Origin of the sequence: Kosakonia sp. HypNH10, assembly GCF_029850615.1 — a bacterium.
GTDB classification, from domain to species: Bacteria; Pseudomonadota; Gammaproteobacteria; order Enterobacterales; family Enterobacteriaceae; genus Kosakonia; species Kosakonia cowanii.
On the sequence record NZ_JAOTIU010000007.1, the window covers coordinates 172492 to 186831 of the forward strand.

The window sequence follows — 14340 nt, forward strand, 5'->3', positions numbered from 1 at the left end:
GTTGGTGTGTTTCTGGATGAGCAAAATGTCGTATACACCGATGAGCGATCTCGGACAGCAAGGGCTTTTCGATATCACGCGGATTTTATTACAGCAGCCGAACGTGGCGGCGCTCAGCGAAACGCTGGCGCAGCTGGCGCGTCAGGCGGGGCTGGCGCAGGGTGCGGCGATTGTGCTGTGGCATGCGGATAGCCACCGGGCGAGCCGCTACAGTGTGCAGACAACGGAAAAGGGCGCGGAGTATGGCGATCAGGCGCTGCTGGCGAGCGGGCCGGTGCGGCATATTCTCTCTCACCCGCAGGCGCTGCACTGCACGGCGGAGCTGTTTAACGAGACCTGGCCCGTCCTTGCCGCAAGCGGGCTTTACCCACCCTTCGCCCACTACGCGCTGCTGCCGCTGGCGGCGGAGGGGCAGATTTTCGGCGGCTGCGAATTCTTCCGCTATGATGACCAGCCGTGGAGCGAGCGCGAGCTGGACCGCCTTAATACGCTGACGCAGTTAGTTGCGGTGGTGGCTGAACAGTTGCAGACCCGCGACCGGCGCACGCCGGACTATGCCCTGCTCAGCCAGGAGCGCAACGATTACCGCATTCTGGTCGCCATCACTAACGCCGTGCTCTCACGGCTGCATATGGATGAACTGGTGAGCGAAGTCGCCAAAGAGATCCACTACTACTTCGGCATTGACGCCATTAGCCTGGTGCTGCGCGGCAGCCGCAAAGGCAAGCTGACCATCTACTCCACGCACTACCTTGATGAGGCCAATCCGACGCACGAAACCCAGGAGGCGGACGAGGCGGGCACGCTGACGGAGCGCGTATTCCTGAGTAAAGAGATGCTGCTGCTCAACCTGCACGAGCGCGACAAGCTTGCGCCCTATGAGCGGATGCTGTTTGAGACCTGGGGCAACCAGATCCAGACGCTTTGCCTGCTGCCGCTGATGTCGGGCAAGAACCTGCTCGGCGTGCTGAAGCTGGCGCAGTGCCAGAAAGAGGTCTTTACCCAGGCGAACCTCAAGCTGCTGCGCCAGATCGCCGAGCGTATCGCTATTGCGGTGGATAACGCGCTGGCCTACCAGGAGATCCATCGCCTGAAGGAGCGGCTGGTGGATGAGAACCTCGCGCTGACCGAACAGCTTAATAAGGTCGACAGCGAGTTTGGCGAGATCATAGGCCGTAGCGAGGCGATGTCGCGGGTGCTGAAACAGGTGGAGATGGTGGCGCGCAGTAACAGTACGGTGCTGATCCTCGGCGAAACTGGCACCGGCAAGGAGCTGATCGCCCGCGCTATCCACAACCTGAGCGAGCGCAACAGCCGCCGGATGGTGAAGATGAACTGCGCGGCAATGCCGGCCGGATTGATGGAGAGCGATCTTTTTGGTCATGAGCGCGGCGCGTTTACCGGTGCCAGCGCCCAGCGCATCGGCCGCTTTGAGCTGGCGGATAAGAGCTCGCTGTTTCTTGATGAGGTGGGCGATATGCCGCTCGAGCTGCAACCGAAGCTGCTGCGCGTGTTGCAGGAGCAGGAGTTTGAGCGGCTCGGCAGTAACAAATTGATCCGTACCGATGTGCGGTTGATCGCCGCCACCAATCGCGATCTGAAGAAGATGGTCGCCGATCGCGAGTTTCGCAGCGATCTTTACTACCGCCTGAATGTGTTCCCTATCCAGCTTCCGTCGCTGCGCGAGCGCCCGGAGGATATTCCGCTGCTGGTGAAAGCTTTCACCTTCAAAATCGCCCGCAAGATGGGGCGCAATATCGACAGTATTCCGGCGGAAACGCTGCGGGTGCTGAGCGCGATGGAGTGGCCGGGGAATGTGCGCGAGCTGGAGAATATGATTGAGCGCGCGGTGCTGCTGACGCGCGGCAATGTGCTGCAGCTTTCAATGGCGGAGATCGCCATGCCGCCTGCGGTCGTGACGCCGCCCGCCGAGTCGCCGCGCGACGGGGAAGATGAGTATCAGCTGATTGTGCGCGTGTTAAAGGAGACCAACGGCGTGGTCGCCGGGCCAAAAGGTGCCGCGCAACGGCTGGGGCTGAAGCGCACGACGCTGCTCTCACGGATGAAACGGTTGGGGATTGATAAAGAGGGGCTGTAGGCCTGATAAGTTGTAGGCCTGATAAGGCGCAGCCGCCATCAGGCAATGGGGCTGGCATGTGGCTTTTTGTGGAATGATTCCGTTCACCATCCCCCGTTGCGCACTATGCCGGATGGCGCTTGCGCTTATCCGGCCTACGCCGTTTCAGAAACAGGGTTTTGTAGGCCTGATAAGGCGCAGCCGCCATCAGGCGATGCGGTTAGATCAATGGAATGGTTCCTTTCACCATCCCATGCCGCACACCATGCCGGATGGCGCTTTCGCTTACCCGGCCTACTCCGTTTCAGCAACATGAGTTTCGTAGGCCTGATAAGGCGCAGCCGCCATCAGGCATTCCTTCAGCAACACAGATTTTCCCTTTACATCAAATCTCACAGCGAAGGGGTTGTGTCCCCGCTGAAATCGGCGAACCGAAGCGTGAATGACAAGGTCTGGACGCCATGGATGGCGGACAGAGGCGAACCGAGACAGGGAGCGAGTCCCGGAACGGGCGAGCAAGTCAAGTCGAGCCGGCCGCAGTCAGGCACGCGGGAGGTGAGCGCAGTGCGAAGCACCGATTTCCTCGCGGGGTCGCGGGGATTGACAAGGGGAGCGCGGCCGCTCCCCTTGTCCCGTTCACCGCACCGGTGATAAAAATATTCCGCCGCACGCATGGTGAACGGAAAAATACCACCAAAGCCATATGCGAACCCCATTGCCGGATGGCGCGTTACACGCTTATCCGGCCTACGGGTTATTTGCGCCGATACTTTTCCGGCAACTCCGGTACCGGGCGCTTATCGTCGATCAAATGGCGCACCGTCAATATCGGATGCCGCCACAACATGCGTGGCCCCGCCCAGCGCATCACCTGCTTCATCTCTTCACGTTTTGCGGGCTGATAACAGTGCACCGGGCACTGCTTGCAGGCCGGTTTCGCCTCGCCGAAGACGCACTTATCAAGCCGCTTCTCCGCGTAGGCATAGAGATCCGCGTAGTGCGCCGCGCTGCTCACCGCATCCGGGCAGGCTTGTTGATAGAGGGCAATCATCTTCCTGATGGTCAATTTTTCCCGCAGGATGCGTGGTCCAGACATGGTTATCACCAATAATTAAGATGCATTCATAATACAACTTAATGCCTCGTGATGGCACCCTGGGTGCGCGTTTTATGCCCTCTCGTTACTCAACGTCGCATGCACCATGGTAATAATCACCCGCTCCAGCTCCTCTTTCGCCTGCTGTTCGCTAATCGCATCCTGCACCGCCGCCCAGGAGAGCCCTTCGGCAGCGCCGAGCATCGCCCATAACGCGGCGTCGCGTAGAGGCGCGCCACAAAACGGCGCAAACAGCGTGCGGCAGGTGCCGGTGAAATCCACCGCGTATTCGCGGCGGATCTTCTCCAGCTCCGGCGTTCCTGCCAGCGCCGCCAGCAGGCTCGGCATCTCGCGCCCCTGGAACAGCACGCATTCGATATAGGCTTTCGCGACCACTTCCGCGCGCGGCTGGAGTTCCGCCGCGGTCTGCGCCAGCAGCGCCTCCATTTTGCGGTTCTGGCGCTGATCGTACTCACGATAGAGCGCCGCCAGCAGCCCGGAGCGGCTGGTGAAGTGGTCATAGACCACCGGTTTGGTGACGCCCGCGCGTTCGGCTAAATAGCCGAGCGTCAGCGCTTCGGTACCCAACTCATGAATGATCTGCCATGCCACTTCCACCAGCTGTGCGTAGCGCTCTTCACGCGAGAGCCGCTGGCGTACACGCGTATCGGCCATAATTTGCCTCCTTGACAAGCTTATATACCGTTAGTAACTTACTAGTAGTAGGTTACCGATAGTATATAAGCCTACGGTGATTGATCCGTAATGGCAACCGAGGAGAAGAAAATGCATGCACTGATCGTAGTCTCTCACCCGCTCGACACCTCATTAACCCACGGCCTGGCGCACGCGGTGGCAGAAGGGATCCGCGAAGAGAACGCCCAGCACAGCGTCGAGATTGCCGATCTGGCGCGGGAAGGGTTTAACCCCTCTTTCACCGCCGCCGATTACAACGCTTTTATGCAAACCGCCCCGCTGCCCGCTGACGTGCGGGCTGAACAGGCGCGGATTGAGAAAGCTGACGCCTTAATACTGGTGTTTCCTATCTACTGGTGGACGATGCCCGCGCAGTTAAAGGGCTGGATCGATCGCGTCTTTGCCAATGGCTGGGCCTACGAAGATAGCGGCACCGGCAAGGTCATTAAGAAGCTGGGGCATCTGCCGGTGCATCTGGTGGCGACAGGAGGCGCAGATACTAAAACGTTTGAAAAACATGGCTATGCGCAATCCTGGAACACGCAAATCCCGCACGGTATTTTCGATTATTGCGGCGCGCCGGTGTTAACCAACGCCACGCTGATGCAGCCCGATCTCGGTTCGCCACAGGCCTGCCTGCAAAAAGCGCGTGAGATCGGCAAAGCTATTTTTGCTGCTGCCTGAGGGTCATTTTTTGCCGGAGAGGAGCGTGCGCCCTCTCCGGACTCGCTAAAAAATTACCGAAATTGTGAAGAAGAGCATAGCAATCGGTCAACCAGAGATAATTGTGGCAGATTGCAGAATACCTCCCGCCGATACGCTCCCGTATACTTGTTTTATCTCAGGAAAAAAGTACTAAACGCAAATTTACGGCTCCTGTGAAGATGTACTGACGCCCTTTTGGCAAAAATGGGAATAATTGCCGCGCGCGTTGAGGGTAAAGAAGCATATTACTCTTTCGACATTGCAGGCGAGCCTGTTTGCTTACGGTTAATGATGAGGCAGGTATCCTGCCGCTTCGGTCATTATTGAAGCATTTTCAGGAGCCCTGGACGCAAATAAAGAGCGTTCGCGCCGGAAAAAAAGGCTGCGTTCATTAAGCAGGAAGCGCGCAAAGCGATCGCCAACGCGCTGAAATTTTGACATGTATGAGCAAGTCGTAAGGAGTGAACGATGCAGCCAACGCCAATGATCGGCACACAGGAGATCAAAACCGTCCACGAACAGCAGCTCTTTAAGGGAAAGCCTTTCCATGTGTTTATCTTCAACAAATCGGAGAGCGCCAGCGGGCTGCACCAGCATGATTATTATGAATTTACCCTTGTTCTGACCGGGCGTTACTACCAGGTCATTAACGGTAAACGCGTGCTGCTGGAGCGCGGCGACTTTGTCTTTATTCCGCTCGGTTCACACCACCAGAGCGTGTATGAGTACGGTGCCGCGCGGATCCTTAATGTGGGGATCAGCCGCAAATTTTTCGAGCAGTACTATCAATCGCTGCTGCCATTCTGCTTTGTTGCCTCGCAACCTTACCGCACGCACAGCGCATTTTTGACCTATGTTGAAACAGTGATTGCCTCGCTCAATTTTCGCGAGAACGGGCTGGATGAGTTTATCGAAACCGTCACCTTTTATGTGCTCAATCGCCTGCGCCACTACCGCGAAGAGCAGGTAATGGAGGATATTCCGCACTGGCTGAGAAGCACCGTCGAAGCGATGCACGATAAGCGTCAGTTCAGCGACAATGCGCTGGAGAATATGGTGCGGTTGTCCTGCAAATCACAGGAGTACCTTACCCGCGCGACCCGGCGCTTTTACGACAAAACGCCGATGCAGATCATCAATGAGATCCGCATCGACTTTGCGAAAAAGCAGCTTGAGATGACCAACTACTCGGTGGCCGATATCGCCTGGGAATCGGGCTACAGCAGCCCAAGCCTGTTTATTAAAACCTTCAAAAAAATGACGTCCTTTACACCCAACAGTTATCGCAAGCGGTTGACGGAAATCACGCAGTAACGCCCGCTGGCGCGACCCTCCACAGGAGAGAGCATGGATCCGAAACTGAAAGTCGTCACTATCGGCGGGGGTAGCAGCTACACGCCGGAACTCCTCGAGGGGTTTATCAAGCGCTACCACGAACTGCCGATTACGGAGTGGTGGCTGGTTGACGTCGAGGAGGGAAGAGAGAAGCAGGAGATTATTTTCCAGCTCTGCCAGCGGATGGTGGCAAAAGCGGGCATTCCGCTAAAAGTCTACCAAACGCTGGATCGCCGCGAGGCGTTGCAGGGCGCGGATTTTGTTACCACCCAGTTGCGCGTCGGCCAGCTGAAAGCGCGCGAGCTGGATGAGCGCATTCCCTTAAGCCACGGCTATCTTGGTCAGGAGACCAACGGCGCAGGCGGCTTGTTTAAAGGGTTACGCACCATTCCGGTCATTTTCGATATTCTGCGCGACGTGGAGGAGATCTGCCCGAACGCCTGGGTGATTAACTTTACCAACCCGGCGGGGATGGTGACCGAAGCGGTCTGTCGCCATACCGACTTCAGGAAATTTATCGGCGTCTGCAATATTCCTGTCGGCATGAAGATGTTTGTCCGCGATGTGCTGGCGCTGGAGGCGAGTGATGAGATCGCGCTCGATCTTTTCGGCCTCAACCATATGGTGTTTCTCAGCGATGTGCAGGTGAACGGCGTGTCGCGCTTCGCGGAGCTGCTCGACGGCGTTGCCAGCGGGAAGTTGCAGCCATCGTCGGTGAAAAACATCTTTGACCTGCCGTTTAGCGAAGGGTTGATTCGCGCCCTCAACCTGCTGCCCTGCTCTTACCTGCTCTACTACTTTAAGCAGAAAGAGATGCTGGCGATTGAGCTTGGCGAATATTACAAAGGCGGCGCGCGGGCACAGGTGGTACAGCAGATCGAAAAAGAGCTGTTTGAGCTCTACAAAGATCCCAACCTCAACGTGAAACCGCAGGCGCTGGAGCAGCGCGGTGGTGCCTGGTACTCGGATGCGGCCTGCGAAGTGATTAACGCCATCTATAACGATAAGCAGACCGAGCACTATGTGAATATTCCCCATCACGGGCATATCGATAACATTCCGCCGGAGTGGGCGGTTGAGATGACCTGTCTGATTGGGCGGGATGGTGCGAGGCCTCATCCGCGCGTCACCCATTTTGATGACAAGGTGCTGGGGCTTATTCACACCATTAAAGGTTTTGAGATCGCCGCCAGCCGTGCGGCCCTGAGCGGCGAGTTTAACGATGTGCTTTTGGCGCTCAACCTCAGCCCGCTGGTACACTCCGACGGTGACGCCGAGGTGCTGGCGCGCGAGATGTTGCTGGCTCATGAGAAGTGGCTACCGAACTTCGCCGCTACCCTTGCGCGCCTCAGGCATCAGCAAGCTTGATACCGGGGCGTTTGGCAGCAATATTGCGGCGCATTTCTGCGCCGCATTGGTGACTTACCACCACACCTCAGCCTGGGCGCCGACGGTGAACTGCTCCCGCCGCTCGTCACCGAAGCGGAACTGGCTGATGCCGTTCTCCTGCGCGCGGATCCAGCTGGCGTAAAAACGCAGCTCCGGTCGCGATGTCAGCAGGCTGGTATCCACCTTCAGCGCGTGATAGAGCGTGGTTTTAACCCCCTTTTCGCGGTAATCCTCGCCCTGCTGGCGGTTGGTTTGTTTAAACCACGCCAGCTCAACGCCCGTCTGGTTATGTTTATCCCAGATCCACGCCGGGCGCATCACTGCCCGGTAGCTACTAAAATCCGTATGCGCGCCGGTGTCATAGCTGTAAATATCCTGCCCGGCGGCATAGACCAGCGCGTGCGCCAGCACGATCTGCGATGAGGGGTAGAATTCGCCCTGCGAGATGGCGCGCACCGCGTGCCCGTAGGTGTGTTCGCCATAATAGTTATCGCGGTAGCCGTAGGTTGCTCCCGAGTTGGAGATAAGCGCGAAGCCGCTCGCCAGCGCGTTATCCGCCGCCTGCAGCGTGAACTCCTCAAACCCGCCCGCGCTAAAGCTCTGTCGCAGGATCGCGCCCGCTAACCACGCGTCTTTAATGCTGTAGTACTGCCCCGCTTTTTCACCCGCCCGGTAGGTGGCAGATTTATTTGCCAGCGAGTAGCGGCCAAACAGCTCCAGCGTGGCGCGATCCCACAGCGGCAGGGCGTTATAGCGAAGATCGACAGTGTGGGTGTTGACCTGAAGGGTGTTGTGGCTGACAGGGTAGTTTACCGCATGGGCGTCCAGATCCTGGCGCACCAGCGCAACGTTGAGCTTGCCCGCGCCGAGCGCCCAGTTTTCCACGCCGATCCCGGCACCGCTGTCGGTCTGGTGGCTTTTCCAGTCCAGCATCTGAATTTCATACTTTGGCAGGTTGTGTTTACCGACCCAGAGATCCGCCTCCGGCGCAAAGGGCAGGAAACCGCGTGTGGTGAGATAGATATCGGAGAATTGCAGGAGATTTTCAGAGTGTTTGTCGAACCACGCGGTGCCGTACTGCGCGCCGACGTTGCCATCTAACTGCACAACGGCATGCGCCGATTTGCCCTCCTCCTCATACACCCGCTGCGAGAAGGTTAAATCGAACCATGATGAGTACTCATTGCCAAAACGCCCCAGCGAGCCGATGGCGTACTCTTTTGGCGAGCCGTTACCGGCAGCGCCCCAGCCGGAACGCAGATAGCCGTGCCAGGCAAAACCGATATCCTCTTGGACGTACTCGCTGATCTCTTTCAGCGTATAAGGGGATTTTTCTGCCGCAGCGGCCTGCGGCTGCGCGGTTGAACTTGCCCCGCTATCGCCCCTTGCTCTGGCCTGTTCCAGCTCCGCTTTTGCCTGCGCCAGCTCCGCCATATTCTGCTGCAATGCCATTTCCAGCTGGCTCAGTCGCTCCTCAACCGTTAATTGTTGCGCAGAGGCGTGCGCGCAGGCTGCTGTAATCAGCAGTGCGAGTAATGATTTATTCATAATAACTAATCCATTTATTAATATATAAACGCGCTGAATAAAGATTCCCTTTAATTTAATTTGCGCGCCTTACCCTGAATGCGTGAAATATAAGAAAGTTAACAAATACAGAAAGATAAGATTATTGATAAACAAGGGGGATAACCCGAAAAATACCTCCTTAACAACTATTATTGGGCGGGTAATAGTCATTCAGGATGTTTCGATATGTCTATAAAGATAAATTCATTTTTAGATCTCTCTCGCACAGAATTTTCTCGGAAATTTCACACATTCATGAAATGGTTTCTATACTCTCTGCGGAGGTTTATTAATGAGAAAATTACTTCGTTCTTTATTTGCCAGCCCTGACAAGCTGTTACAGGTGATGAGTCACAGTGAAATCCAGGATTCGATTGAAGATGGTGAGCGCATTGTGGTCGATGCTGATGGCAACGCCTCGGTGAATATCCACTGCAAAAGGGTACAGGAAGATTTTAGAGAGCACGTTGATGCATTGAAGAGGGCTTAGGATGGGTACAGCAATATTCATGGTTTTGATGGTTTGCGGCTACTGGTACACCTCACACGACCTCTCGACACGCTTTAAATTTAAACGCAGCTTCGGCTGGGACGTCTACTTTCTGGTGGCGCTCTACGGCTGCGTCTTCGTCCTGCAGGGGATTATCGCCACCGCCGTAATCTGGCTCTGCCTGCTCGCCACTTCGGCGGTGATGAACTCTTTTCCCGCCACGTTTGGCGCGGAAGAGCACCACCTGCATATGACGTTTATGAACTGGACCTTCCTCGGCATCCAGGCACCGGTAGTGATTATGCTCTCCTTTGCGGTGCTGTTTTGCCTGTGGCATTCGAACTGGTCCAGCAGCGCGCGCCTTGATATCCCTGGCCGCCGCGAGTTGTATAAACACCTCTCGCGCGCTAACGGCATTGAGGGGTTGATCTACCAGTGCATGGAGCGCGGCGATCTGGCGTGGATCACCCTGAAATCTCAGCGCATCTACATCGGCATGATCCATACCGCCACCTTTGATGTCGGCGATGCTAACAACATTGTGCTCATCCCGATGCTGAGCGGCTACCGCAACCATGAGACGCTGGATCTGCGGGTCGAGCATAACTACAGCGCCTGGTACGACGACCATAATATCGATCTCGCTTCAGAGCCGATGTCGGCGCTCGATTTCCGCAAGGTGCTGCTGCTGTCGCAGGTGGAGAGTTTGTCGCTGTTCCACCCCTCGCAGGTGATGGCGATGGGCATCAACAAACTGAAGTCCACGGAGTGAACAGAGGCTAAGGGATTAGCTTGTTCCGCTACTTTTACTCACGGCACGTTAATATTCAGCTTTCCAGTATAAAAGTAGCGAATTTCGCCAAAAATTTGCCTCATCCATAAATTTTAATTATGGTGTGCCCCTGCCGAAAACGTCGGCAATCTGCTTTTTCTTGCATCTTATAGCTTTCATTTCCCTCCATTTGAGCACTACGGCTGCGAAAGCTATAAGGTCGCACCACCAGCACTCATGGGGAGTTTATGAGCAACGGAACGACTTTACCGCACCACACGAATTCGGCCGCAACGGCCAGTGAACTGACCGTCGAAGACATCACGGTCATCGATAATAAGCTGCTGAAACGCGCCGTCGGTGCCGCCGCACTGGGCAACACGATGGAGTGGTTCGACTTCGGCGTCTACAGCTATCTGGCAGTGATTATCGGCCAGGTCTTCTTCCCCGGTGCCAGCAGCACCGCACAGCTGATTGCCTCTTTCGGCACCTTCGCCGCTGCCTTCCTGGTCCGTCCGATTGGCGGCATGGTCTTCGGCCCGCTAGGTGACCGCTTTGGCCGCCAGAAGATCCTCGCCCTGACGATGATCATGATGTCGATTGGTACTTTCTGTATCGGCCTGATTCCCGATTACGACAGCATCGGTATTGCCGCACCGATCCTGCTGCTGGTGGCGCGCCTGGTTCAGGGCTTCTCGACCGGTGGTGAGTATGGCGGTGCAGCCACCTTTATCGCCGAGTACTCCACCGATAAGCGCCGTGGCTTTATGGGCAGCTTCCTCGAGTTCGGCACCCTTGGCGGCTATTTGATGGGTGCCAGCCTGGTGACGATTATGATTGCCGTGCTGCCAACCGAGGCGATGCACAGCTGGGGCTGGCGTATTCCCTTCTTCCTCGCCGCGCCGCTCGGCCTGTTTGGCCTCTATATCCGCCTGAAGCTGGAAGAGACCCCGGCCTTTAAAGAGCATATGGATAAGCAGGATGCGCTGGAGCACAGCAAACCGACACTAACTCTGTTGCAGATGCTGCACAAATACCGCAAACAGATGCTGCAATGCATTGGCCTGGTGCTGGTGTTTAACGTCTCGAACTATATGCTCACCTCGTATATGCCGAGCTACCTGACCAGCGTGCTGGGCATGAGCGAGCTGACCGGCCTGCTGCTGGTGATGGTCATCATGTTCGTGATGATGCCGCTGACGCTGGCCTGGGGACACTGGACCGACCGTCTGGGCCGCCGCCCGGTGATCGCTTTCGGCGCGCTGGGGCTGGTGCTGCTGGCGATCCCGAGCTTTATGCTGATTGGCTCCGGCAATATGTGGGCGGTCTTCGGCGGGCTGGTGATTCTGGGCGTGCTGCACACCTGCTTTAGCGGCACCATGCCAGCCACGCTGCCAGCGCTGTTTATTACCGATATCCGCTACAGCGCGCTGGCGATTGGCTTTAACCTCTCGGTTTCGCTCTTCGGCGGCACCACGCCGCTGGTCACCGCCTGGCTGGTTGATACCACCCACAATGTGATGATGCCCGCTTACTACATGATGGGCGCAGGGCTGATTGGCGCGCTGACCGTGCTGACGCTGCGCGAAACGGCGCGTAAACCGCTGAGCGGCTCATCGCCTGCGGTCGCCACCCGCGCAGAAGCGCACAAGCTGATTGATAAGCTACGTAAGCAGCGCGCGGCGAAACGCCTGAAAACGCAGGCAGCGCACGAGCACGGCTAAGCCCAGTCTTCGATAGCGCTGTCCAGAGGCCGGAGCGGTGGCGCGATCCGGCCTATCTCCTCTTCAATATTGAACTCCGTCAGATCTTCGGCGGTTGCCAGCAGATAGGTGTGCCCTTCGGGCGATAGCCATTCGGTAATGAAGTACTGCTCTTTACGCGATAGCTCGACCTTCTTCTGCCCGCTTCGGTCAAAGAACTGCCCGAAGCGCTCATCATGCTTCGAGAGATTAAGCCCCATCGCCGGGTAGACGCCACGCCACACCTCGCCGTGGTGTTTACCGCCCAGCACAAGATACTCCTGCATGATCTTCTTGCTCATTTATCACCCCCGTTACGCCCGCTTTTTTTAAGCGTAGCTAATGCTCAGCCCTTGCACTATTCGCGCCGTCTGGCCTGGTGCAGACCTTTTTCAGCAACTATACCTTTTGGGGTGCAATGTTTAGCTTGCGGCCTGATGTGGAGGAGTATGAGTTATTTGATGTGGATGGCCGCAACCGGCGGCCTGTTACTGTTGATGTCATTATCCTACGGCTGGATAAGCCGCGTGCCGATCCCGGTGTTTGGTTTGTATCTGGTGGTTGGCATTATCTGCGGCCCGTGGGAGATGGGCGTTCTTAATATCGATATTGAAGCGAATGCCGAGCTTATTCGCCGCGTGAGCGAAATCGCGATGGCGGCCTCGCTGTTTATTACCGGCCTGAAAATCCGCCTGCCGCTCACCTCCCCCTACTGGAAGATGGGCATTAAGCTGGCGCTGCCCGCTATGCTGCTGACCATTGGCGGGATTACGGTCGCCGCCCACTATCTGCTCGATCTGGCCTGGCCGCTCTCGCTGGCGCTTGGCGCGATCCTCGCCCCCACCGATCCGGTGCTGGCAAGCCTTGTTGCGATCAACGACGCGCGCGATGATGACCAGTTGCGCATTGCGCTCTCCAGCGAGGCGGGGCTTAACGACGGCACCGCGCTCCCCTTCCTGATGCTGGCGCTGATCTGGTACAAAGCCGGTGGCATACCGTCCGGCGAGGAGTTGCTGCACTGGCTGAGCATCGATCTGCTGTGGGCGCTGGTCGGCGGGCTGCTGATTGGCTTCTTTATGGGGCGCTTAATTGGCCTTCTCGCCACCCGTTCGCGCCATAAACAGGGCGAGGTCGCACCGAGCGACTTTATCGCCCTGGCGCTGATCTGCCTGAGCTTTGCGCTGGCCCAGTCCGTCGATGCCTCCGGTTTTCTCGCCGCCTTTGCTGCCGGGATTGGCCTGCGCAGCGCCGAAGTGAGCGTGCAGAAGCGCCACGGCGATCCCGAAGAGGAGGAGGATGTGCCGGCGGAGATGCAGGTTAACCCGCACCTGCGCCACGCGCTGGAGGAGCAGAACCCGATTAAATCCGTCGGGCTGGTGATTGGCGATGCCCTCTCTTTTGGCGATACCGTTGAGCGATTACTGGCGGCGCTGCTGGTGATTGTCCTTGGCGTCACCCTCTCGCACCACTGGGATGCCCACGCGCTCGGGCTGGCCTTTGTGCTGTTTCTGGTGATCCGCCCGCTGTCGGTGTTTATCGTGACGCTGCGCTCCGGCACAACATGGTTTCACCGCGCGAGCCTTGGCTGGCTGGGGATCCGAGGTATCGGCAGCCTCAACTATATTGCCTATGCCTATGTCCATGGCTTGCAGGGGGCAGACGCTAATCTCGTCGCCCATATTGCCATCACCATCGTGACGCTGAGCGTGCTGCTCCACGGCATTTCGGTGACGCCGCTGTTAACGGTGCGCAGTAAAAAACTGGCGCGCAAAGCGAAACGTTAAGCATCGCGCGGCAATCGCTGCAAAAGCGTGGCAGAGTGGCCGCGGTTTTCCTGTAAACATTGATGAGGTTGCCTGTGACACCGATTGAGAGCTTCACGTCAGAAAAAGGTTTGTGGATAAATAAACCGGCCCACGTTTCGCAGACCGAAGAGCAGTTGCTGATGCGCACCGGGGCGAACACCGATTTTTGGGTCAAAACCTGGTACGGCTTTGAGCGCCACTCCGGTCATGCCTTTGGTTTTATGCTGGAGGGGGAGTTTACCCTTGAAGTGAAGATCGCCGCCGCGTTTGAACAGCTCTACGACCAGGCGGGGATCTTTATTGAAGCGTCGGAGACGCAGTGGGTGAAAAGCGGCATTGAGTATAACGATGGCGCGCCCGCGATTGGCTGTGTAGTGACGCAGGGGCAATCTGACTGGTCGACCGGTGTTTTCCCCGGCGATGCGCGTCAATTCTGGATGCGCGCGACCCTTGAGAAGCAGGCGTTACGCCTGCAATACTCCGCCGACGGTAAAACGTGGCCGCTGCTGCGGCTGTTTCCGTGGCAGGACAGCGGCCAGCGCTTTGTTGGTGTGATGTGCTGCTCGCCGGAACGAGAGGGGCTGGATGTGCGCTTCGAGCAGCTTCGCATCACCCGCCCGCTCGGCAAAGCATTGCATGATTTAAGCTGACCCCAGGCGGTCTG

At 57.1% G+C, this 14340-nt stretch carries 13 protein-coding genes; 9 read left to right on the top strand and 4 right to left on the bottom strand.

The annotated features are described in order from the left end of the window. The first annotated feature begins 25 nt into the window (after nt 1-25). A complete protein-coding gene (flhA, locus tag N7V53_RS18865; protein WP_279794462.1) occupies nt 26-2098 on the top strand; it encodes a formate hydrogenlyase transcriptional activator FlhA in 2073 nt (690 codons plus the stop codon). A 733-nt stretch (nt 2099-2831) separates the two neighbouring features. On the opposite strand, the gene N7V53_RS18870 is transcribed toward flhA, so the two are convergent. After that, nucleotides 2832-3173, bottom strand: a complete 342-nt coding sequence (locus N7V53_RS18870; RefSeq protein WP_279794464.1) for a nitrous oxide-stimulated promoter family protein — start codon at nt 3171-3173, stop codon at nt 2832-2834. A gap of 72 nt (nt 3174-3245) precedes the next feature. Further along, on the bottom strand, nt 3246-3848 hold the full coding sequence (locus N7V53_RS18875) for a TetR/AcrR family transcriptional regulator (protein WP_279794466.1): 603 nt from the start codon (nt 3846-3848) through the stop codon (nt 3246-3248). Nucleotides 3849-3959: 111 nt separating this feature from the next. Here N7V53_RS18875 and N7V53_RS18880 point away from each other — a divergent pair, with 111 nt between their 5' ends. From N7V53_RS18880 to N7V53_RS18890, 3 genes are all read left to right on the top strand, one after another. Then, the gene (locus N7V53_RS18880; protein WP_279794467.1) at nt 3960-4553 is read left to right on the top strand and encodes an NAD(P)H-dependent oxidoreductase; all 594 of its coding nucleotides are present in this window, start codon (nt 3960-3962) and stop codon (nt 4551-4553) included. Between the two features lie 489 nt (nt 4554-5042). Further along, nucleotides 5043-5888, top strand: a complete 846-nt coding sequence (chbR, locus tag N7V53_RS18885) for a transcriptional regulator ChbR (protein ID WP_124967411.1) — start codon at nt 5043-5045, stop codon at nt 5886-5888. A gap of 33 nt (nt 5889-5921) precedes the next feature. Beyond that, the gene (locus N7V53_RS18890; RefSeq protein WP_279794469.1) at nt 5922-7277 is read left to right on the top strand and encodes a 6-phospho-beta-glucosidase; all 1356 of its coding nucleotides are present in this window, start codon (nt 5922-5924) and stop codon (nt 7275-7277) included. Between the two features lie 54 nt (nt 7278-7331). On the opposite strand, the gene N7V53_RS18895 is transcribed toward N7V53_RS18890, so the two are convergent. Next, nucleotides 7332-8846, bottom strand: a complete 1515-nt coding sequence (locus tag N7V53_RS18895) for a carbohydrate porin (protein ID WP_279794471.1) — start codon at nt 8844-8846, stop codon at nt 7332-7334. A gap of 313 nt (nt 8847-9159) precedes the next feature. Between N7V53_RS18895 and N7V53_RS18900 the strand changes: the two genes are divergently transcribed. From N7V53_RS18900 to proP, 3 genes are all read left to right on the top strand, one after another. Further along, nucleotides 9160-9357 (top strand): hypothetical protein, encoded by a 198-nt coding sequence (locus N7V53_RS18900; RefSeq protein WP_023481113.1) that lies wholly within the window; start codon nt 9160-9162, stop codon nt 9355-9357. A gap of 1 nt (nt 9358) precedes the next feature. Then, nucleotides 9359-10129, top strand: a complete 771-nt coding sequence (locus N7V53_RS18905) for a hypothetical protein (RefSeq protein ID WP_023481071.1) — start codon at nt 9359-9361, stop codon at nt 10127-10129. Nucleotides 10130-10377: 248 nt separating this feature from the next. Next, nucleotides 10378-11853, top strand: a complete 1476-nt coding sequence (gene proP / locus N7V53_RS18910) for a glycine betaine/L-proline transporter ProP (protein ID WP_279794473.1) — start codon at nt 10378-10380, stop codon at nt 11851-11853. Here the strand turns inward: proP and N7V53_RS18915 are convergent. After that, nucleotides 11850-12173, bottom strand: a complete 324-nt coding sequence (locus N7V53_RS18915; protein ID WP_034813787.1) for a hypothetical protein — start codon at nt 12171-12173, stop codon at nt 11850-11852. The two genes, proP and N7V53_RS18915, sit on opposite strands and share 4 nt — an antisense overlap. A gap of 147 nt (nt 12174-12320) precedes the next feature. Between N7V53_RS18915 and N7V53_RS18920 the strand changes: the two genes are divergently transcribed. Both N7V53_RS18920 and N7V53_RS18925 read left to right on the top strand, forming a co-directional pair. Next, nucleotides 12321-13655, top strand: coding sequence for a cation:proton antiporter (locus tag N7V53_RS18920; protein ID WP_279794475.1), 1335 nt, complete (start codon nt 12321-12323; stop codon nt 13653-13655). Nucleotides 13656-13729: 74 nt separating this feature from the next. Continuing rightward, complete coding sequence (locus tag N7V53_RS18925; RefSeq protein ID WP_279794477.1) at nt 13730-14326, top strand: DUF1349 domain-containing protein; 597 nt, start codon at nt 13730-13732, stop codon at nt 14324-14326. Nucleotides 14327-14340: the final 14 nt, after the last annotated feature.

Excerpts from the sequence above, each read along its gene's own strand:
- proP (WP_279794473.1), top strand. The coding sequence starts at position 10,378 with ATGAGCAACGGAACGACTTTACCGCACCACACGAATTCGGCCGCAACG.
- N7V53_RS18905 (WP_023481071.1), top strand. The coding sequence starts at position 9,359 with ATGGGTACAGCAATATTCATGGTTTTGATGGTTTGCGGCTACTGGTAC.
- N7V53_RS18875 (WP_279794466.1), bottom strand. The coding sequence starts at position 3,848 with ATGGCCGATACGCGTGTACGCCAGCGGCTCTCGCGTGAAGAGCGCTAC.
- N7V53_RS18900 (WP_023481113.1), top strand. The coding sequence starts at position 9,160 with ATGAGAAAATTACTTCGTTCTTTATTTGCCAGCCCTGACAAGCTGTTA.
- N7V53_RS18890 (WP_279794469.1), top strand. The coding sequence starts at position 5,922 with ATGGATCCGAAACTGAAAGTCGTCACTATCGGCGGGGGTAGCAGCTAC.
- N7V53_RS18895 (WP_279794471.1), bottom strand. The coding sequence starts at position 8,846 with ATGAATAAATCATTACTCGCACTGCTGATTACAGCAGCCTGCGCGCAC.
- chbR (WP_124967411.1), top strand. The coding sequence starts at position 5,043 with ATGCAGCCAACGCCAATGATCGGCACACAGGAGATCAAAACCGTCCAC.
- flhA (WP_279794462.1), top strand. The coding sequence starts at position 26 with ATGTCGTATACACCGATGAGCGATCTCGGACAGCAAGGGCTTTTCGAT.
- N7V53_RS18870 (WP_279794464.1), bottom strand. The coding sequence starts at position 3,173 with ATGTCTGGACCACGCATCCTGCGGGAAAAATTGACCATCAGGAAGATG.
- N7V53_RS18880 (WP_279794467.1), top strand. The coding sequence starts at position 3,960 with ATGCATGCACTGATCGTAGTCTCTCACCCGCTCGACACCTCATTAACC.
- N7V53_RS18920 (WP_279794475.1), top strand. The coding sequence starts at position 12,321 with ATGAGTTATTTGATGTGGATGGCCGCAACCGGCGGCCTGTTACTGTTG.
- N7V53_RS18915 (WP_034813787.1), bottom strand. The coding sequence starts at position 12,173 with ATGAGCAAGAAGATCATGCAGGAGTATCTTGTGCTGGGCGGTAAACAC.